Raw genomic sequence first — 18,884 nt, 5'->3', positions numbered from 1 at the left:
GGAAACAGGCTGCCCTGGTCTCGACTCTGTCCTTGCACGTAGCCCATAAGAACAATGCCCTGCAACTTGCGTTGCAGGGCATTGTCTTCAGGCCTTCAGCTTAGCGTCAGAGTATTGACACGGACTGCGCAGGCCGGCTCTTGCTATCGGGTTAGGTCTTGCCGAGTGAGATCAGGACTTGGCGCCGACAACGCGATAGGCGGTCGCGCCCAGCAGCGCACCGACAATGGGGGCCAGCCAGAACAGCCAAAGCTGCTGCACCGCCCAGCCGCCAACATAGATCGCGACGCCGGTGCTGCGCGCAGGGTTCACCGAGGTGTTGGTGACCGGGATGCTGATCAGGTGGATCAGGGTCAGGGCCAGGCCGATCGCGATCGGCGCAAAGCCGGCCGGCGCACGGCCGTCCGTGGCGCCCAGGATGATGATCAGGAAGAAGGCCGTCATCACGACCTCGGTAATCAGGGCCGCCTGCAGCGAGTAGCCGCCGGGCGAATGCTCGCCGAAGCCGTTCGACGCGAAGCCGGCTGTCACATCAAAGCCGGCCTTGCCGCTGGCGATCAGATAGAGCACGCCGCCGGCCGCCAGGCCGCCCAGCACCTGAGCAATGATGTAAGGCAGCAGCTGCGAGGCCGGGAAGCGCCCGCCTGCCCACAACCCCACCGAGACGGCCGGGTTGAAATGCCCGCCCGAGATATGGCCCACCGCGTAAGCCATCGTCAGCACCGTCAGGCCGAAGGCCAGCGACACGCCGACGAAGCCGATGCCCAGGCCCGGGAAGGCCGCCGCGAGCACCGCGCTGCCACAGCCCCCCAGCACCAGCCAGAACGTACCCAGGAATTCCGCACCATATTGCTTTGTTGTCATCGTTTCTTCCTCCACCAAAGGGTTCAACACACTGGCCATCCATACTGCCGCCAGCGGCTGCGCCGCATGATGATGCAAGCCTCGTGACAAGGCAATCTCGGAATGTCCCCTGAGGCAGGGGCCAGGTCTTGCTGGTCAGCGATCCGACCCGGCCACCAGCGAGAACACCGAGGCTGGCACTGATACGCCGCGAATATGCAGCCGCTGACGGGCCACGCATTCCAGCAGCGCGCCGGACTTGCGGGCCACCGCCTCGCTGGGCCGGTTGCCCTCGGCGACGATGATCTCAACCCGGCGCAGCCCCAGCACGCTGAAAGCATGCGCCGCCAGAGTCTGGACACAGCGGCCCGCCACCCCCTGCCCCTGTCGCGATTGCCGCACCCAGTAGCCCAGATTGCAGTAGAGATGCTGGCGGTTGATCAGGTTCAAGCCGGTGCCGCCAATAAAGGCTGCTGTCTCGCGGTCGAAGATGCCGAACTCATGAGCCGTGCCCGCTGCAGCGCCGGCACGGCAGGCGGCGAACCAGTCCAGCGCATCCTGCTCGCTGTAGACCTCGCTGCACCAGGGCATCCAGCGCCCCACTGTCGCGACCGACTCGCGCGCAGCGGCCGCGAACGCCGGCGCATCGCCGTCATCGAAAGGGCGCAGCAGCAGTTGATCGCCGGCTGGCAGCAGTGAAGAATGCAATATCAGCCCAGCTCTTGCTGACGCTCAATGACGCGCGAGACGATGCCGTACTCGATGGCTTCGGCCGCGCTCATCCAGTGGTCGCGTTCCATATCGGTCTGCACGCGCTCGAGCTTCTGGCCGGTTTTTTTGGCGATGACTTGGGCGATGCGCTCGCGGGTGCGCAGGATCTCGCGCGCCTGGATCGCGATGTCCGAGGCCTGGCCGCCGGCGCCGCCGGCCGGCTGGTGGATCATGAAGCGGGTGTTGGGCAGGCAGACGCGGCGCTCTTTGGGCGGCGCCAAGAAGATATGGGCGCCGGCGCTGGCCACCCAGCCGGTGCCCACCGTGGTGACCGGGGCACGCACAAAGTTGATCATGTCGTGGATCGCATCGCCCGATTCCACATGGCCGCCCGGCGAGGAGATCAGCAGCGTGATCGGCGCATCCGACTCGGCCGCCAGCGCCAGCAGGCGGCGGCAGGTGGCATGGGCAACGGTGTCGCTGATCTCGCCGAACAGCAGCACAAAGCGCGACTTGAAGGACAGCTGCTCCTCCAGGCGATCGGGGCGATCGCTGGCGGTGGGCGCGGATTCGGCGGCAAGGGTGTGGGCGTGAGTCATGGAAAAAGTCTCCGGAACATGGATGTCTGATCGTGATTGTGGCGCATGCGCCGACGGCCCGAGGGCGGCTCAGCCTACAGGCCTGATCGCTGTGGCCTGCGACCACACGACCTGCCACTGACCCTAGGCATTGCGCTCATAAGTGTCGATATGGCAGCAGCGCAACGGCGCGCTGCCCTCGAAGGCGAGCGTGGCCTGGTAGCGAATCACCGCATTGTCCTGGCCGCTGACCTGCACCGCCATTTCGGCATCAGGCTCCCAGCGCAGGTAGCGCAGAAAGCCCTGCTCGATCCGGCCGAGGTGCTGGTCACGGCTGAAGGCCACGCCGCCCGGCATGATCAGCTGGAATTCGGGAGCATGCAGCGGCCGGGCCAGCGCCATATCGGCAGCGACCAGAGCGCGCAGACGGCTGCGTTCGATGTTGCGAATCTGCTCGGCCAGCACGATGCTGGCGCTGCTGTTCTGCGGGGTTTCACTCATCGCCGCCGGCCTCCTCGGCTACCAAGGCATTGCGAACAGAGGTCCGATAGCCGGCCGGCAGGTTCGCCGGCAAAGCCTCGGGCGCAAACAGGCCAATCTGCAAGTGCTCGTGGCTCAGCCGGGGCGCGAAACTCTCTCCTGCTGACAGCCAGACCCTATAGGTGCATACGAAAACCTGCTTGCCGGGGATCACCTCGAAGAGATAGGCATCGAGCGGCGACGCTTCGACCTCCACCCGCAGCCCCAACTCCTCCTCGATCTCGCGAGCCAGGCACTCACGCGGCGACTCACCGGGCTCGATGCGGCCGCCAGGCAGCTCCCATTCATCGCGCTCGTTGAGCATCAGCACCAGCTCGCCACTTGGTGCACGCAACACGGCCTTGATCGAGACCGGATAAGCCAGCGTCGGCACCAGCGTCACCTCGTCAGGCATCGTGTCCATACCTTCTCGTTTTCCTTTAGACGCTCGAGCGTGCTTGGCCAATGAGCGAAATATGCACGATCTTCACCGCACAACGCTTAATTGAGGCCAGCCAGTCGTCGCCAATTCCTTTCAAGCAAAAAAAGTATGGCGCCACCTATGAGTTCCAAGACAACCGTTGCAGCTGGGACGCTGATCGCATTGGCGTCACTGCTCGGTGGCTGTACCAGCCTCGACGTGCCGAAGGCCGAGAACTATCCCGCCAGCAGCCAAAAGAAAGCCCGCGCCGTCCATCATTGGGACGTGCTGGCTGGGGATGTGGCTCAACGCGTAGCGACCAAGCTACTCGGCGACACCAAGACGCCGCATGCACCGCTGCCGCCGCTCTATCTGTTGCCGGCGGTAGAGCCCAGCAGCTTCCACCAGAGCTTTCGCAGCCTGCTGATGGCAAGGCTGCTCGAACAGGGCATTCGTGTGGCCAGCGAGCCTGGCTCAGCAGCACTGCAGATGAGCATTGAGGCCCAGGTGGTGCGTCATAGTGAACGCACACCCAATTCCAATCCCCTACCCTTCACGACGCTGGCGGCCGGCGTTCATGTGCTGCGCGACCTGGTGCGCCACGAACACAGCAGCTTGTCTGTGGTCGGCAGCACGCTGGCCCTAGGTGCGCTGGCCGACGGCGCGAGGCTGGCACGTGAAGGCAATGCCGCCGGCGGCCCGACCGGCAGCGAGGTGCTGATCTCCACCGCCATCAGCGCCGAGGGAACCTATCTGGCCCGCACCGCCGATGTCTACTATGTTGAGGCCGACAACGCGGCTCTTTACCTGCCCGCGCCGGCCCAGGCGGTGCCTCTGATGAAGACCTGGAAAGTGGTGGGGGATCGATGATGAATACAACTCTGCAGAGATGGCTGCGCCGCTGCGCACTGTTCGCAACGGCCCTGCTGCTGAGCGCATGTGCAGCGACTCCGGCTGCAACAAAGACACCGCCGGCCGACCTGATAGCGATAAACCGGCAGGCCGTCGACGCGCTGCTTCATGGTGCGCCCCTGGACCTCAGTCAACCGATGCTGGTGGCGTCCTTCGTGAATCTAGATGTGCTGACCGAGTCCTCGCGTCTGGGCAGGCTCTTCTCAGAGCAGGTCTGCGGCCGGCTAGTCAACCGCGGCTATCCAGTAATCGAACTGAAGTTGCGCGACAAGCTGTTCATCAAGCACAGCGAGGGTGCGCTGCTACTCTCGCGCGAGCTGCGCGATATCAGCCGCAGCCACCATGCCCAGGCCGTGGTGGTTGGCACTTACACGGCATCTACCCAGTTCCTCTATCTGAGTCTCAAGCTGGTCGGCGGCGAGCAGGGGAATTTAGTATTGGCCGCCCATGACTACGCGATACCGCTGGATGCGAACGTACGTGCGTTGCTGGTGAATTGAAGCGGCCGAATCCGTCACCGGCGCTCCAGTCCGTCGTCCTCGCCGGGATTTGACGGGCACGCTGCTCCAAAAACTGAAGAAAATATTCGCAGCCGAAGATGCGCGGCCGCTCGATGAAGGAGCGAAGGATGGCGCGGCGCGGCGCGGCGAGTAACGCGAAACACCCGACCAGCCACGAAAGCGAACTCCGCGCGGATCTACTGATCGTGCTGCGAAAGGCGCGGCTCGGGTGCACCGAGGATGGGCAAATCGATGTCCACAGGCAACTGCGCGTCGCCGGCGGCGGGCAGTTGGCTATGACGCGTCACCATCTCGAGCTCATAGACGTGCGCCACCGCCTCGGCCGGCACCGCCGCAGCCTGCATAGCCCGGCGTTCTCAGAGCGCGGTTTTCCCCTTGTTGTCACCGCTCCGGACCTCAAAGACGGCATCGTGAAACCACGGCGCCGACACCACCTTCGCCGGCCGCTGCGCCAGGCCCCGCTTCGTCTGAAGGCTCTGCAGGCATTCGGCTTGGTGCAGCTGCGAGTGGTGATGGCGCTGCGATTCGGCGCATGCGCACAGCAGAGCCTGGTGCAGGTCGGCCGCGCCATCGGGCCACACGCCGATCTAGCGCCGGGCGCGCTCGAACGGCTGTAAGGGCAAGCGTGATAAGAAGCGCATCGTTTGTGACTGACCTGTCAGCGGGCAAGCTCCGGACTTTCGTAGGACTTTTGATGGCCAGCCCTGAAAGCCTGGGATTCGGCTTCACTGAGTAAGCCTAGGCCGCGAGCCACTGCTGCGGCATAACTCACATAGGCCCAGGGCTGTGCGGTGATCAGCCGAGCGCCCTCATCCGTCACCAGATCGGCTCGCTCAAAGGCCAGACCCTCCCAAAACTGCGCGGTGAAGGACACAGCCTCAGAGCTGGCATGCTCGCTGGTGTAGTTGTGCGTGCCGCGCCGGCCACTCAGCAGACCGGCACTGGCCAGCACCAGATTGCCGGCGCAGATGCCGGCCAGCAAGACACCACGTTCGGCGGCGGCACGCAGGCAAGGTGTCGCAAGTTGCTGCGGGATGATGGATCCCGGGTCGCCGCCCGGAACCAGCACAGCCGCCAGCCCGCCAGACTCCCTCGCCAGATCCGCGTAAGCGCCCTGTGGCGCGATACAGGCGCCCAGCGAGGCCTGGTGCGGCCTGCCATCGGGCGAGTAGTAACGCAGCGTACAGCCAAGCCTTGCAAGCAATTCGGCCGCCAAGGCAATTTCGAAGAAGATGCAGCCGGGATAGAGCAGCACCGCAACCGGCACAGCTGCATTGCCGGGTCCTGTTCGGACGTCAAGACTCATAACTGCACATGCGCCGTAGAGCCGCCATCGACATACCAGTTCGCCCCCGCGACAAAGCTGGCCGCCGGGCTCGACACAAAGGCCACGACGCGAGCGATCTCCTCGGGCGTGGCCAAGCGTTGCAGGGGGTTGCGCTGCACTACCTTGGCGAATTGATCCGGCTCTTCGCGACGTACCCGATCCCAGAACCCATCGCTCACCAGGGTATCGCCCGGCGACACAGTGTTAACGCGCACAAGCGGCAGCAGGCGGGCCGACAACGACTTCATGTAATGCGCCAGTGCCGCCTTGGCCGCGCCATAGGCGACCGAGTTGGGGGCCGCCAGCGAGCCGGCCTTGGAGCCGATGTAGGTGATGGCCCCGTGCGGCGAGCCCTGCAGCCAAGGCACGGCGGCCTCAGTAGCCTCCACAGTGCCACGGATGTCGCTGCGTATCGCCTGCTCCCAATCGCCGCTGAGTGCGCTGACATTGGGCACAAAGATGTCGAAGCCGCCCAGCGAGCCCAGCCAGTCGCGCAGCGCTGGCGTGTCGGTGACATCGAGTGCGCGGGCGCTAACGCGACCGGGCAAGCCGCGCAGGGCCCGAAGCGCGACCTCAATGCGGCCCGCATCACGCGCGCAAAACACCACATCGCAGCCCTCGCCGGCCAAGGCGCGCACGATAGCGGCGCCTATGCCCGAGGAACCGCCAGTGACTACGGCCCGCAGGCCCTTGAGTTGCAGATCCATCGCCTTAAACCTCGTCAAGACCCCCACGCAAAATTGGCCCACCGCACGAACCGAGCTCCGCCCCAGAACAGCGCGACCGCGATCGCGGGCAGAGGCAGTCAATCCCGCAACGAGCCCAAAGACGATGCTACACAGGCTGAGCTCCCCGGCTTGGACGCTCGAAAAAGACCCAGGGCAGCGCGGCCAGCAAAAGCAAGATCGACGACAGGCCCCACACCTGCGGATCTGCCAAGGCCTGCGGCACAGCAACGATGAAGCCTAGCAGGGCCGCCAACAGCGACAGGGACAACAGGAGCTTGAAGCCCAGAGCCAGATGTGGTTCACGAACATGGTAGGAGCATTCAGGGGTAGAGCAGCGCCAGCATGGAGCCTGCCATCGCCCAGCAGATGAACAGCCCCCAATACGCCAACTTCATAGCGCCATGCTTCTGCACGAACTTGCGCACCCCATGTTCGGTAGGTAAGCGGCGGCGAACGGCCCAGATCACGCAGCAGGTAGCCGGCAGGAACAGCAATGCCCACACCAGCTTGGCAAGTGATGACCCCTCACTCATTCACGGCGCTCCCGCACCTTCATCAATAGCCCGCCCGCCCCCGATTCGCCATCGGCTTGGAGCGGCGGATCAGCGGCACCTCTTCGGCCTGATCGACAGCCAAGGCATCAGGCGGCTGCGGCCAGCCGCGCTGCGCAGGCCGCATTTTCTCAAACGCCCGCGACACTTGCAGCACGCCCAGGTCGTCGAAACGCCTGCCGATGATCTGCAGGCCGATCGGCAGGCCGGCCTGGGTGTAGCCGCAGTTGATTGAGGCTGCCGGCTGCTCGCTCATGTTGTAGGGCAAGGTGAATGCGATGTGCTCGAAGGGGCGCTGCGGGTCGTTGATCGGGCTGGCCCATTCGGCCGGGAAGGCCGGCACCGGGCTGACCGGCGACAGCACAAAGTCATAGGGCTGGCAGGCAGCGACGGCCGCCTCGCGGAACGCTGCCATCTGGCTGTAGCCGTGGAACAGCTCGGAGGCGCTCAAATCGCCGCCGGTAGACACCCATTCGCGAATGTAGGGCAGGACCAGCACCTGGCGCTCCGGCGGCAATGCCGAGATATCCAGCCAGGAGCGCATGCGCCAGAACTTATCGAGGCCATCAATCATCGAGCGCGTGCTGAAACCAGGCAGCGGCTGGACCAGGGCGCCGGCGTCCTCGAACAGCCGCGCGGCGGCCTCGACGGCTGCTCGTGTCTCGGGCTCGACATCGAGGCCCCAGCCTGCGTTCAACATCAGGCCGATGCGCAGGCCTTTGAGCTCGCGGTCCAGATTCATCCACTCGATGTCCTGCGCGGGCAAGCTCATCGTGTCGCGCCAATCGGGGCTGGCCAGCGCGGCCATCATCAGAGCGGAGTCGGTCACCGTGCGCGTCATCGGTCCAGCGACTCGGCCGGCAAACGGCGGTTTGATCGGGATGCGACCCAGGCTCGGCTTCAAGGTGAAGATGCCGCACCAGGACGCAGGCAGGCGCAGCGAGCCGCCGATGTCGGTACCCAGATGTAGCGGGCCATAGCCGGCCGCAGCCGCTGCGGCCGCACCGGCGCTGGAGCCACCCGGGTTGCAGTCCAGGTTCCAAGGATTGCGGGTCAGTGGATGAAAACTCGAAAGCCCCGAGCTGAGCATGCCGTAGTCCGGCATCGTGGTCTTGGCCAGCAGCACGGCGCCGGCCTCGCGCATCCGGGCCGCAGGCGGCGCATCCTCGGTGACTGGGCTCAGCACCGTGGCGGCCGTGCCCAGCGGCATCGGCGTGCCGCGTGTCGCGATGTTCTCCTTCAACGTCAGCGGCACGCCGTCCAGCGCCAGCGCCTCGCCCTTCAGCCAGCGCGCCTCGGACGCCCGGGCCTGTTCCAGCGCAGCCTCGGGTGCCAATGCGTACAGCGCGCTGAGCTGCGGCTCCCAGCGCGCAATATGAGCCAGCACCGATTGCGTGACCTCGACCGGTGAGAAAGCGCGGCGGCGGTACCCATCCAGCAGCTCGAGGGCGCTCAGCGCATGCAGCGGGTCCTTGCTCATTCCCAGCTCAGCGCCGACACATCGTTGACGAAGACCGGCATGTCTGTCCACAAGCCCTTGAGCTGACGCTTGGCCACTGTCAGCCAGACCGGCTGGTACAGGTAGGCGTTGACCGCGTCCTGCGCCAGCACGCGCTGGGCCTCGCCCAGCAGCTTGGCGCGCTCGCCCTCTCGCGGCGTGTTGTTGATGCGCTCCAGCAGCCTGGCAAACGCCGGGTTCTCATAGCCCCAGTAATAGCCGGGCTTGGCGTAATTGTTCAGATCAAAGGGTTCGACATGGCTGATCAGGCTCAGGTCGTACTGCTTGTTGGTGTAGACACTCGACAGCCACTGCGCCCACTCGATGTTCTCTATCTTCGCGACGATGCCCACCTTGGCCAGCTGGGCCGCGACCACCTCGCCACCCTGGCGCGCATAGGGCGTCGGCGGCAGCTTCAGACTCAGCTCCAGCGGCGTCACCACGCCCGCCTCCTTCAGCAGCGCGCGGGCCTTGTTGGGATCGAAAGGATTGAGGCCAGTCGTGTCCACATAGCCCAGCGCGCCGGGCACGTAGTGGCTGCCGATGGGCACGCCGAAGCCATCGGCAGCCGCCTCGATGATGGACTTGCGATCCAGCGCGGCGGCAATCGCTCGGCGCACCCGAACATCGTCCAGCGGCTTCTTCTTGTTGTTGATCGCCAGGATGGTCTTGGCCCGAGAACCGGCCTTGATGACCTGGAAGCGCTTGTCGCTACTGAACTGGCCCAGACTGCGCGCTGCGGCCACACGCGGGAAGGCATCGACGTCACCCGACAACAGGGCCGCCACCTGGGCGGCCGGGTCGCTGATGAAGCGGAAGCTGACACGGCGGATCTTGAGCTGAGACGCGGCGCGGTGGCCGTCCCAGCGCGTCAGGGTGACGGCCGAACCCTTGGCCCAGTTCTCCAGCTTGTAAGGCCCGGTGCCGACCGGCCGGATGGCATTGCTCTGGGCACTCTTGGGCTCGACGATGATGGCCGTGGCCTGACCGATCAGGAACAGGAAATCGGGCTCTATGGTCTTCAGACCTATCACCACGGTGTGCGGATCGGGCGTAGCGATGAAGTCGATGGCGGCGAACAGGCGCTTGTCCTTGTTGACGCTTTTCTCGTCGGCCGCACGCTCGAAGCTGAACTTCACGGCAGCCGCATCGAAAGGCTCGCCGTTCTGGAACTTAATGCCGCGCCTGAGCTTGAAGGTATAGGTCTTCAAGTCCGGCGAGACCTCCCAGCTCTCTGCCAGCAGCGGGGTGACCTTGCCGTCCGGACCGATCTTGCTCAGGGTCTCGAAGATGTTGTACTGGACGATCTCGGCAATCGCCGAGGCCGCACCGGCGGTCGGATCCAAGCCCGGCGGCTCCAGAGTCATCGCCAGCACCAGACCGTCCTTCCTGGCCTGCGCCTGGGCGCTCGCACACAGCAGCCCAAGCGCGGCCAGGCTCGTAGCCAGTATCAATTGCTTCATCAACATCTGGAATCCTCCCCTACAACCCGGGTTTGCAAAATCCGCTCGGCATGATGGCATGCCGCGCGCTGCCCTGCCCCCAGTTCGCGCAGCGGCGGCAGCTCGGCCACGCAGCGTGGGCTCGCATGCGGGCAGCGCGTTGCGAAATCGCAGCCGGTGCCAGGTCTTGCTATCGACTGTGACTGTATCTGTAAGACGGCCGACCTGCAGCGCCTCCGCTGACCCGTCGGCCGCGTGCGCGGCACCGCGTCCAGCAAGGCCTGCGTATAGGGGTGCGCGGCCAGGCGGAACAGCGCTTCGGGACTACCCTGCTCGACCACCCGGCCCTGGTAGAGAACGATCAGCTGGTCGCAGACATGGTCGACCACAGACAGGTCGTGGCTGATGAGCAAGTAAGAAAGCCCGTAGCGCTCGCGCAGCTCCTGCAGCAGGTTCAGAACCTGTGCCTGCACCGAGACATCGAGCGCGCTGACCGGCTCGTCGGCGACGATCAGTTGCGGCCGCGTCACTAGCGCGCGCGCAATCGCGATGCGTTGGCGCTGGCCGCCGGAGAATTCGTGCGGATACTTGTCCAGATCGGCCTCGCGCAGGCCGACGGCCACCAAGCTATCGAGCACCCGCTCGCGCTGCTCGGCCGGCCCCGTGGCTGTCAGCGACGCCAATGGCTCGGCGACGATGCGACCGACCTTGCGGCGCGGGTCCAGCGAGCCATAGGGGTCCTGAAACACCATCTGGAAGTCGCGCCGCGCCGCCCTCAGCTCGGCCGCCGGCAGCGCATGCAAGTCCTGTCCCTTCAGCCAGACCCGACCCTGGTCTGGTGTCTCTAGCGCCATCACAGCCCGCGCCAGGGTGCTCTTGCCCGACCCGGACTCGCCGACCACACCCAGCGACTGGCCGGCCGCCAGCTCGAAGCTGACGCCGCGCAGCGCATGTAAGCTCGGCGCTGGCGCAAACAGGCGCTCGCGCGGCAAGGTGTAGTGCCGGTGCAGGTCTTGCACTTTCAGCAGCGTCTCATAAGCCACGCAGCGCCTCCTCCAGATGCAGGCAGCTGACTTCATGCCCGGCCTGCGCCATCAGCAGCGCCGGCGGGCGGGTCCTCCAGCACTCGGGTGTCGCCAGCCGGCAGCGGGCACTAAAGGGACAGCCTGACGGCAGGTCCGCCAACTCCGGCACGCTGCCAGCAATCGTCTGCAGTCGCGCGCCGCGCGCCATGCCCAGCCGTGGTCGGGCCGCGAACAGCCCCTGGGTGTACGGGTGGCCGAGGCGCGCGAACACCGCCTCGGTCGGCCCGCGCTCGACCACGCTGCCGCCGTACATCACCAGCATCTGCCGCACGTTCTCGGCGATCACGCCGAGGTCGTGCGAGATCAGGATTAGACCCATGCCGCGCTCCTCGACCAGCTCGGCCAGGAGGTCCAGGATCTGGCCCTGTATCGTCAAGTCCAGCGCGGTGGTCGGCTCGTCGGCGATCAGCAGGTCGGGCTCGCAGGCCAGCGCCATCGCGATGCTCACCCGCTGGCGCTGCCCACCGGACAGCTCGTGAGGATAGGCCTGGGCGCGCCGCCTCGCATCGGGCAGGCCGACCCGCTCAAGCAAGCGTTGGGCCTCGGCCTGCGCCCGAGCCGCGCTCCAGCCGCGATGCAGGCGCAGCGGCTCCGCCACCTGGGCGCCGATGCGGTGCAGCGGGTTCAGTGCCATCATCGGCTCCTGGAACACCATGGCCATGCGGTTTCCGCGCAGTGTGCTGCGTTGCCTATCGCTCAGCGCCAGCAAGTCCTGACCCTGAAAGCGGATGTGGCCGCTGACCTGGGCGTTTTCGGGCAGCAAGCCCATCAGGGCCAGTGCCGTCAGCGACTTGCCGCAGCCCGATTCGCCGATCAGGCCCAGCGTTTCACCACGCGCCAGCTCGAAGCTCAGGCCACGCACCGCCTCGGCCGGGCCGCGCCGGGTCTGCAGCAGCACGCGCAGGTCTTTGACTTCCAGCATCAGCGCGCCCTTGCAAGCTTTGGGTCGAGCAGATCGCGCAGCCCGTCGCCCAGCAGATTCAGTCCCAGTACCGCGGCCATGATGGCCAGACCGGGGAAAACCGCCAGCAGCGGCGCCTGGAACATCAGCGTCTGCGCCTCGGCCAGCATGCGGCCCCAGCTGGGCTCGGGCGGCTGGGTGCCCAGACCCAGATAAGACAGCGCCGCCTCGGCGAGTATCGCCAGCGCGAACTGGATGGTCGCCTGCACGATCAGCACCGAGGCGATATTGGGCAGCACATGCTCGACGCTGATGCGCCAGGCGCCCTTGCCGCAGGCGCGCGCGGCCAGCACATAGTCGCGCGCCCACTGCGCCTTGGCGCTGGCGCGGCTGATGCGGGCAAAGGTCGGGATGTTGTGGATGCCGATCGCGATGATGGCGTTGACGATGCCGGGGCCGAACACCGCCGTCATCATGATGGCCAGCAGGATGGCCGGGAAAGCAAAACTGAAGTCGGCGAAGCGCATCACCGCCTCCTCGACCCAGCCGCGCCGCGCCGCCGCCCACAGGCCCAGCAGCGTGCCCGCGGTCAGGCCGATGCCCACCGCGATCACGCCCACCAGGATGGAGTTGCGCGCGCCCAGCAGCAGCAGGCTGGCGATGTCGCGGCCCAGCGCGTCGGTGCCCAGCCAGTGGGCCGCGCTAGGCGCCTGCAGCTTGGCCGGGATGTCGATCTCGTAGGGCGGCCAGGGTGTCCAGACCAAGGACAGCAGTGCCGCCAGCAGCAGCAACAGGCTCAGCACGCCACCAAGCACCAGGCTCGGATGTTTCAGCGCGCCCCTCATAGATCGTTCGCCTTGATACGCGGATCGATCCAGGCATAGAGCACGTCGACAACGAAGTTCACGACGATGACCATGACCGCTAGCAGCAGCACCGCATTGCGCACCACGATCAAGTCGCGGTTGGCGATGGCCTGGAAGATCAGCCGGCCCAAGCCCGGCAGATAGAAGACGTTCTCGACCACGATGGTGCCGGCCAGCAGATTGGCGAACTGCAGCCCCATCACGGTCAGCACCGGGATCATCGCGTTGCGCAAGGCATGACCCCACAGTGCGCCGCGCCGGCTCAGGCCCTTGGCGCGGGCGCTGCGGACAAAGTCCTCGCGCAAGACCTCCAACATCGCCGAGCGGGTAATGCGCGCCAGGATGGCCGCCTGCACCACGGCAAGGGAGGCGGCCGGCAGCAGCAGGGCCTGCAGCGCCGGCCAGAAGCCACCGCCATCATCCTCGCGCCAGCCGGGGAAGCCACCCGCCGGGAGCCATTGCAGGTGGACAGAGAACAGAAGGATCAGCAGGATCGCGAACCAGAAATTCGGCACCGCGATGCCCAGCTGGCTCAAGCCCATGATGCCGATATCGCCGGCCCGGTTGTGACGCGCCGCGGCAAAGACACCGGCCGACAGCGCAATCCCCGTGGTCAGTGCCATCGCAACCAGCGCCAGTGGTACGGTCAGCGCCAGGCGCTCGGCGATCAGCTCGGCCACCGGCGTGCTGTAGGCATAGGACAGGCCCATATCGCCGCGCAGCAGCAGTCCCGCCATCCAGTCCCCATAGCGACTCCACGCACTGTCATTCAGGCCCAGCTTCGCGGCCAACGCGGCCACCGCCTCGGGCGCGGCGTCCGGCCCCATCAGGAGCTGGGCCGCGTTGCCGGGCAGCACTTCCAGTACACCGAACACCAGCAGCGAGGCCGCCAGCAGGGTGGCGATCAGGGTCGCAATCCGCTTGAGCAGGAAGAGGCTCATGCGGTTGGACGACGATGCCCGATCACGGCAGGTGGCACCGCAACCGTACCTGCACAGCCAGACTCGCCCTGCAGCTCGCGCTTCAGGCACAGAATCGTTTCGTGGATATGCGCGCGGCCCAGGCGCTCGGCGACGTCGCCATCGCCCGAGGCAATCGCCGCAACGATGCGCTCGTGCTCCGCGATGGCCGGACCGGCGCGCTCATGGCTGATCAGCACGGCCGGCGCAAACACCTGAGAGGTCTTACGCACCAGGGCCAGCTGGGCATTGAGGAACTCGTTGTCGGCCAGCGCGATGATGGCCGAGTGGAAGTCCACATTGAAGCGGGTGTAGTCGGCCGGCGACCAGGGCTCCAAGGTGCCGCGCTGGGCGGCGATCATCGGATCGAGCAGCGCATGCGCACGTTCGGCACCGCGCTCGGCGGCCTGGCGCGCGGCCAGGCCGTCCAGCATCTCGCGCATCGTGTAGGCATCCAGCAGCCGGCGCCGGTCGGCGCGCGCGACGCTGACGCCGCGTACCCCATCGGCCTCAACCAGGCCCTCGCTCTGCAGCATGCGCAGCGCCTCGCGCAGCGGTGTGCGGCTGACCTTCAGGTCTTCCGACAGCTGCACCTGGCGCAGCAACTCGCCGGGAGGGTAGAAGCCGGTGTAGATGCGCTGGCGCAGCACCCGCGCGACCTCGTCGACCAGACGCACGCGGCTCTGCCACTCAAATGCTTGCGGGGCTTCCCCGCCGCTCACAAGATTCATCGACCGCACCGCTGTCTCTGGCTACAACAGCCGCCATTTTGACCTGAGTCGGCCCGCCCGCCGGTCGCCAATTGGACTCTGGATACAAAGTACAGACAGGGGGTTTTCCCAGGCAAGCTCAAAAACACAGGCACGGCTGGACCGCAGACCCGGAGCCCGGGTTTGCCACGCGGGGGCCCTGGCCGCCTCCCTAGTTCTGGGGATGATTCTCTGACATCACATATCAAAACCTCATATCCCGCCGCCAAAAAGTGAATCCCACCCCAGGTTAGCCCTAGGCGTTGGCGGCAGCGCGCCTGACAACATCAGTTCAGCAAATACCAATCGCTGACCAGCAGTTTGCAGAAAACAGCGCAACCTGGTTTTGCACATACTGGCAACCCCGCCGGCCGCCGCCTATTCAATCACCACACCCTGGTCATTACAGAGGTGTCGCGGAGCTCTGGCAGGCCGCTTTTCAGCACAGGGATCTGAAGATGATCAAGACACTCCGAAAACCCGCCCTACTCGCTCTTGGCATCACGCTGGGCGGCCTCGCGCAAGCCGCGCTGATCGATTATGGCAACGGCATGGTGTACGACGATATCGCCAATCTGACCTGGCTTGTCGACGCCAACCACGCCCACACCAGCGGCCACAGCGAGACCGGCCTGATGAGCTGGGAGCAGGCCCGCGACTGGGCCGCCAGTCTGAGCGTTGGTGGCGCCACCGGCTGGCGTCTGCCGAGCGTGCGGCCGGTGGACGGCAACGGCTTCAATTTCGAGTATTCGGACGACGGTTCCAGCGACAGCGGCATCAATATCTCGGGCCTGCATTCAGAGCTGGGATACATGTTCTACGTCAATCTCGGAAATACCGCCGAGGCTGGCCTGGTCAACAGCGGGCCTTTTATCAATCTGCAAAGCTCGGCCTATTGGAGCGGCAGTGCCTCGGGTAGTTTTGCCGACCAGGCGTTCCATTTCTTCACTGCCTTCGGCGACCAGGGTATCTCGCCGATGGCGGCCGAGTATTACGCCTGGGCGGTGCATGAGGGCAATGTCGCTGCCGTGCCCGAGCCGGGCTCCGCACTGCTGCTCGCGGCGGGTTTGTCCGCGCTGGCCTGGCGGCGGCGCTCACGCCCCGTCTGAGCGCCACGAAAGACCCTGCACGGATCGCCAGCCTGGCGGCGATCCCCCCCCCCCCGCATGTCCCTGGGAGATTCTCGATGACTGCAAAGAAATGGATGGCCTGGCTGGCCCTGAGTTGCGGCCTGCTGGCCGGCGGCGCGGCCCGCGCCCAAAACCCGACCCCCAATGACTGGCTGTGCGACAACAAGGTCGGCGGCACCTGGAGCCATGGGCGCGCACCTAGTGGCTGCGATGGTGCCACCTTCGGCCCTGACAGCTTTGTGCGCGGCAACTACGGCCCGGTGATCTTCGACGATGCACAGACCCGCAGCACCGAGCAAAAGCGCTATATGCAGGAGCTCTATGCGGTGGTGCGCGAGGCCACCGACCGCTATCTGACGCTGCGCAAGCCCGATGTCGACCCGGCCGAGAAGGCCGCCTTCCAGTGGGGGGTGTTCGCGTTGCTGCGCCAGGAGAGCTTTTGGTCGCACTACCGTGATGCCCAGCTCGGCGCCGGCCTGCCCTTCAAGCTGAAGATGATGCGCGGCGACTCCGGCCACGGCCACGGCATGATGCAGCTCGACGACCGCTACCACTTCGTGCCGGTCTCCGAGGGCAAGGGCTGGAACTTGATGCAGAACTTTGCCTACTCGATCGAGATCTACTACGACGCCTGGAAGAAGGCGCCGGCCAGCTGCCTGGCCGGACGCGCCATAGACGACAGCTACTGGCGCGACCGCGCGCGCTCGGCCTGGTCCGCCTACAACGGCGGCCCGACCCGCATCTGCCGCTGGCAGAACGCTGCCGATGCCAATGCCGCCAAGGACAACGGCTATCTGGACAGCTATGTCAAGAAGTACTGGGAGGCAGATGTCAACGACAAACTCAAGCCAGCTGCCATCGATGTGGCCTGCCTGCTGGACATGGGCAGCCAATGCCCGCTGCCCAGCTCGGGCGGCGACTGGTCGGGGAAGCTGCTCAAGGTAGGCAGCGGCGCCTGCGTCTATGATGGACACACCGTGCACTGCATCGATGCGCTGCGCGATGCGGTCTGTCTCAGCGCCTTCGCCAGCTTCGACAGCAGCCAGGCGCTGACGGTCTATGGCTACGAGATCAATGCCAAGAAACGCCGCGACTACAACCGCAACCAGCTCTGCCGGGCCAGCGTGCCGGGCCTGCTGTCGATCGGTGCGAGCTTCGCCACCATTGCGCCACAGCCGCTGCGAGGCGCGGTGGACGGCGCTGTCATCGCCACCCTGCCCGCAGGCACCCACCAGCTGCTCGACTTCGAGCTGCGCGACGCCCAGGCCCAGCAGCGCTATTACCGCGTCAAGCACGGCGAACTCGATGGCTGGATCTATGCCGGCGACCGCGACAGCCATGCCGGCATCGCCAGCTGGGCCGTGCCGGCGGCGGGCGCCAGTGCCTTGCTGCCCTATCCAGGCGACTGGGTCGAGGTCGCAACCACCAGCAATCTGAATATGCGCGACACACCGGCCGGCCTGTTGCGCGGCTCGCTGCCGCGCGGCACCAAGCTGCAGGTCAAGGAGGTCTATGCGATCGGTTCGCTGAACAATCTCTACTACCTTGTCAATTCCAATGGCCAGGACGGCTGGATCAATGCCGGCAATGTCTATCCGGCCAATACCCTGGCCAGCTGGACCAAGCCGACCACGCCGCCGGCCGGCCTGTTCAAGGCCCAGCACTGCCCGAGCGGCAGTCAGTACGACAGCCACCTGCGCCATTGCGTCAGCAGCGCCAGCGCCTACGGCCCTTTCAGTGCGGCCGCCACGGCCCAGTGCCATGCCAGCGGCGGCGGTGCCGGCTGCAGCGCGCCTCGCGGCGTGCTGATGGAGGGCCGGCCGCTGCAGACCCAGATCTGGGGCCGCGCCGCCGCCGTGGCCTACCGGGGCAATTTCGACTGCCCGCGCGGCTCCGAACGCTCGATGCGCCACCGCTTCCACTGCGCGGAGACGCTGCAGCGCAATGGCCAGACCGAGCAGGAGGTGTTCGGCCCCTTCGGCAGTGTGCTGGCCTCCGCCTGCCTGGCCCAGACCGGCAACAGCGCCAGCTGCTACGCCAACCGCTGGCCGTCCAGCCTGTTCCTGGCCCTGCAGCCACTGCAAAGCGGTCAGTAGCCCATGGGCTCGCGCCTCGCTCTATGGCTGGGTCTGGGCGCAGCGGGCCTGTCGGCCGGCCTGCTGTGGTGGCCGCCAGACCCTGCGCCGGCCCAGCCGCCGGCTGCCGCGAGCGCCCGCGCGCTGCCTGCGGCGCTGGCGATGCCCTGGCAGGACGGGACGGCCGTGCTCGGGTCGGACGACCCGCCCATACCCGCCGCCACGCCGGCCTCCCCGCCCACGCCACAGCAGGCGCTGCAGCGGCTCAGGCGCTGCTACTTCGCCGACAGCTGCGGGTTCCCGGAGACCGACAGCCGCAGTGCCCACTTCGCCGCCGCCCATGCCATCGTGGCCCAGCTGCGGGCCCTGCCGCGGGATGCCAGCCCGGCCGAGCTCGGCGCCCTGGCACGCGACTTCCTGGCCTTCCCCGACGGCCATGTGCAGGCCGAAGCGCTGCGGCTCGCGGCCCAGCTGCCGCCCGACGCAGCGACCGTAGGCAGCGTGATTGCGGCCTTGGCCGACAGCCATGACGCACTGCTGTTCAAGAAGGCCTTGCCCGTGCTGGACCGCTGGCAGCAGCTCGGTCTGAACGCCGGGCTCGACGATCTGATGCTGGGCACCTTGCGCACGGGCGGCCTGTTCGCAGCGCAGACGGTGGCTGAGAACCTGCTGCCCTTTGTCAACGAGGCCAACCATGGCCAGTTCCAGGCCCTCCTGGCCGAACTGCCCGAGGGCTCGCGGCGCCAGGCGCTACAGCACAGCCTGCGCGAGTACCGGCTGCAGCGCAGCGGCGGCTGAGGGCGGATCACCAGAACGCCGTCGGGCAGCGGGCCGGCGCGCCTAGGCTGTCGCGATGCCAGCGCGCCAGGTCGCGGCAGCCGATGTCGTCCAGTATGTGCGGGTCCAGATCGGCGATCCGCTCCGGCGCCGCGCCGGCACCAAAGAGGCGGGCCAACAGGGCCAGCGAGCGCCGCCACCGGCCTGGTGGCGAGGCCGCTGCAGGGCCTTGCGGCAAGCCGACGCAGCCGGGAGTGCAAGCTTGGGTGTTCACGGTCGTGCTCCTGTCAT

23 protein-coding genes are annotated in these 18,884 nt (G+C 66.4%); 6 read left to right on the top strand and 17 right to left on the bottom strand.

Translation table 11 applies throughout. The features are described 5' to 3' along the window. Positions 1 to 171 precede the first annotated feature (171 nt). The 5 genes from aqpZ to OOZ63_RS21755 all read right to left on the bottom strand — a co-directional run bounded on the left by aqpZ (position 172) and on the right by OOZ63_RS21755 (position 3,075). On the bottom strand, positions 172 to 864 hold the full coding sequence (aqpZ, locus tag OOZ63_RS21775; RefSeq protein ID WP_266007710.1) for an aquaporin Z: 693 nt from the start codon (positions 862 to 864) through the stop codon (positions 172 to 174). Between the two features lie 135 nt (positions 865 to 999). Next, positions 1,000 to 1,551 (bottom strand): GNAT family N-acetyltransferase, encoded by a 552-nt coding sequence (locus tag OOZ63_RS21770; RefSeq protein ID WP_266007709.1) that lies wholly within the window; start codon positions 1,549 to 1,551, stop codon positions 1,000 to 1,002. A 2-nt stretch (positions 1,552 to 1,553) separates the two neighbouring features. Next, positions 1,554 to 2,153: a ClpP family protease gene (locus tag OOZ63_RS21765; RefSeq protein ID WP_266007708.1), complete on the bottom strand. Its 600-nt coding sequence runs from the start codon at positions 2,151 to 2,153 to the stop codon at positions 1,554 to 1,556. A 123-nt stretch (positions 2,154 to 2,276) separates the two neighbouring features. Continuing rightward, positions 2,277 to 2,633: a nuclear transport factor 2 family protein gene (locus OOZ63_RS21760; protein WP_266007707.1), complete on the bottom strand. Its 357-nt coding sequence runs from the start codon at positions 2,631 to 2,633 to the stop codon at positions 2,277 to 2,279. After that, positions 2,626 to 3,075, bottom strand: coding sequence for an NUDIX hydrolase (locus OOZ63_RS21755; protein ID WP_266007706.1), 450 nt, complete (start codon positions 3,073 to 3,075; stop codon positions 2,626 to 2,628). The genes OOZ63_RS21760 and OOZ63_RS21755 overlap by 8 nt, the downstream gene beginning before the upstream one ends. A gap of 138 nt (positions 3,076 to 3,213) precedes the next feature. On the opposite strand from OOZ63_RS21755, the gene OOZ63_RS21750 reads away from it, so the two are divergent. The 3 genes from OOZ63_RS21750 to OOZ63_RS21740 all read left to right on the top strand — a co-directional run bounded on the left by OOZ63_RS21750 (position 3,214) and on the right by OOZ63_RS21740 (position 5,122). After that, positions 3,214 to 3,942 (top strand): hypothetical protein, encoded by a 729-nt coding sequence (locus tag OOZ63_RS21750; protein ID WP_266007705.1) that lies wholly within the window; start codon positions 3,214 to 3,216, stop codon positions 3,940 to 3,942. Then, a complete protein-coding gene (locus OOZ63_RS21745) occupies positions 3,939 to 4,484 on the top strand; it encodes a FlgO family outer membrane protein (protein ID WP_266007704.1) in 546 nt (181 codons plus the stop codon). Before OOZ63_RS21750 ends, OOZ63_RS21745 begins: the two co-directional genes overlap by 4 nt. A 98-nt stretch (positions 4,485 to 4,582) precedes the next feature. After that, positions 4,583 to 5,122, top strand: a complete 540-nt coding sequence (locus OOZ63_RS21740) for a hypothetical protein (protein WP_266007703.1) — start codon at positions 4,583 to 4,585, stop codon at positions 5,120 to 5,122. 41 nt (positions 5,123 to 5,163) lie between these two features. Here the strand turns inward: OOZ63_RS21740 and OOZ63_RS21735 are convergent, their stop codons facing one another. From OOZ63_RS21735 to OOZ63_RS21685, 11 genes are all read right to left on the bottom strand, one after another. Next, complete coding sequence (locus tag OOZ63_RS21735) at positions 5,164 to 5,811, bottom strand: DJ-1/PfpI family protein (RefSeq protein ID WP_266007702.1); 648 nt, start codon at positions 5,809 to 5,811, stop codon at positions 5,164 to 5,166. Continuing rightward, positions 5,808 to 6,539 carry an SDR family NAD(P)-dependent oxidoreductase gene (locus tag OOZ63_RS21730; protein WP_266007701.1) on the bottom strand — a complete coding sequence of 244 codons (732 nt, stop codon included), beginning with the start codon at positions 6,537 to 6,539 and terminating at the stop codon, positions 5,808 to 5,810. The genes OOZ63_RS21735 and OOZ63_RS21730 overlap by 4 nt, the downstream gene beginning before the upstream one ends. A 127-nt stretch (positions 6,540 to 6,666) precedes the next feature. After that, the gene (locus tag OOZ63_RS21725; RefSeq protein WP_266007700.1) at positions 6,667 to 6,828 is read right to left on the bottom strand and encodes a hypothetical protein; all 162 of its coding nucleotides are present in this window, start codon (positions 6,826 to 6,828) and stop codon (positions 6,667 to 6,669) included. 52 nt (positions 6,829 to 6,880) lie between these two features. Continuing rightward, complete coding sequence (locus OOZ63_RS21720; protein WP_266007699.1) at positions 6,881 to 7,093, bottom strand: hypothetical protein; 213 nt, start codon at positions 7,091 to 7,093, stop codon at positions 6,881 to 6,883. Positions 7,094 to 7,115: 22 nt separating this feature from the next. Then, on the bottom strand, positions 7,116 to 8,591 hold the full coding sequence (locus tag OOZ63_RS21715; protein WP_266007698.1) for an amidase: 1,476 nt from the start codon (positions 8,589 to 8,591) through the stop codon (positions 7,116 to 7,118). Continuing rightward, positions 8,588 to 10,078 (bottom strand): ABC transporter substrate-binding protein, encoded by a 1,491-nt coding sequence (locus OOZ63_RS21710; protein WP_266007697.1) that lies wholly within the window; start codon positions 10,076 to 10,078, stop codon positions 8,588 to 8,590. Before OOZ63_RS21710 ends, OOZ63_RS21715 begins: the two co-directional genes overlap by 4 nt. Beyond that, positions 10,072 to 11,130, bottom strand: a complete 1,059-nt coding sequence (locus tag OOZ63_RS21705; RefSeq protein ID WP_266007696.1) for an ABC transporter ATP-binding protein — start codon at positions 11,128 to 11,130, stop codon at positions 10,072 to 10,074. The genes OOZ63_RS21710 and OOZ63_RS21705 overlap by 7 nt, the downstream gene beginning before the upstream one ends. Then, complete coding sequence (locus OOZ63_RS21700) at positions 11,084 to 12,058, bottom strand: ABC transporter ATP-binding protein (protein WP_266007695.1); 975 nt, start codon at positions 12,056 to 12,058, stop codon at positions 11,084 to 11,086. Before OOZ63_RS21700 ends, OOZ63_RS21705 begins: the two co-directional genes overlap by 47 nt. Then, on the bottom strand, positions 12,058 to 12,882 hold the full coding sequence (locus OOZ63_RS21695) for an ABC transporter permease (protein ID WP_266007694.1): 825 nt from the start codon (positions 12,880 to 12,882) through the stop codon (positions 12,058 to 12,060). Before OOZ63_RS21695 ends, OOZ63_RS21700 begins: the two co-directional genes overlap by 1 nt. Next, entirely contained in the window at positions 12,879 to 13,844 is a 966-nt protein-coding gene (locus OOZ63_RS21690; RefSeq protein WP_266007693.1) for an ABC transporter permease, read from the bottom strand. Before OOZ63_RS21690 ends, OOZ63_RS21695 begins: the two co-directional genes overlap by 4 nt. Then, on the bottom strand, positions 13,841 to 14,593 hold the full coding sequence (locus OOZ63_RS21685; protein WP_266007692.1) for a GntR family transcriptional regulator: 753 nt from the start codon (positions 14,591 to 14,593) through the stop codon (positions 13,841 to 13,843). The genes OOZ63_RS21690 and OOZ63_RS21685 overlap by 4 nt, the downstream gene beginning before the upstream one ends. A gap of 476 nt (positions 14,594 to 15,069) precedes the next feature. Between OOZ63_RS21685 and OOZ63_RS21680 the strand changes: the two genes are divergently transcribed. The 3 genes from OOZ63_RS21680 to OOZ63_RS21670 all read left to right on the top strand — a co-directional run bounded on the left by OOZ63_RS21680 (position 15,070) and on the right by OOZ63_RS21670 (position 18,614). After that, the gene (locus OOZ63_RS21680) at positions 15,070 to 15,720 is read left to right on the top strand and encodes a DUF1566 domain-containing protein (RefSeq protein WP_266007691.1); all 651 of its coding nucleotides are present in this window, start codon (positions 15,070 to 15,072) and stop codon (positions 15,718 to 15,720) included. A 77-nt stretch (positions 15,721 to 15,797) separates the two neighbouring features. Beyond that, on the top strand, positions 15,798 to 17,837 hold the full coding sequence (locus OOZ63_RS21675; RefSeq protein ID WP_266007690.1) for an SH3 domain-containing protein: 2,040 nt from the start codon (positions 15,798 to 15,800) through the stop codon (positions 17,835 to 17,837). A gap of 3 nt (positions 17,838 to 17,840) precedes the next feature. Next, complete coding sequence (locus OOZ63_RS21670; RefSeq protein ID WP_266007689.1) at positions 17,841 to 18,614, top strand: hypothetical protein; 774 nt, start codon at positions 17,841 to 17,843, stop codon at positions 18,612 to 18,614. Positions 18,615 to 18,621: 7 nt separating this feature from the next. Here OOZ63_RS21670 and OOZ63_RS21665 read toward each other — a convergent pair whose 3' ends face one another. Continuing rightward, positions 18,622 to 18,867 carry a hypothetical protein gene (locus tag OOZ63_RS21665; RefSeq protein ID WP_266007688.1) on the bottom strand — a complete coding sequence of 82 codons (246 nt, stop codon included), beginning with the start codon at positions 18,865 to 18,867 and terminating at the stop codon, positions 18,622 to 18,624. Between the last annotated feature and the right edge of the window lie 17 nt (positions 18,868 to 18,884).

Origin of the sequence: Paucibacter sp. PLA-PC-4, from assembly GCF_026241155.1 — a bacterium.
Taxonomy (GTDB): Bacteria; Pseudomonadota; Gammaproteobacteria; order Burkholderiales; family Burkholderiaceae_C; genus Roseateles_E.
This window is presented reverse-complemented; position numbering and strand designations above follow the sequence as displayed.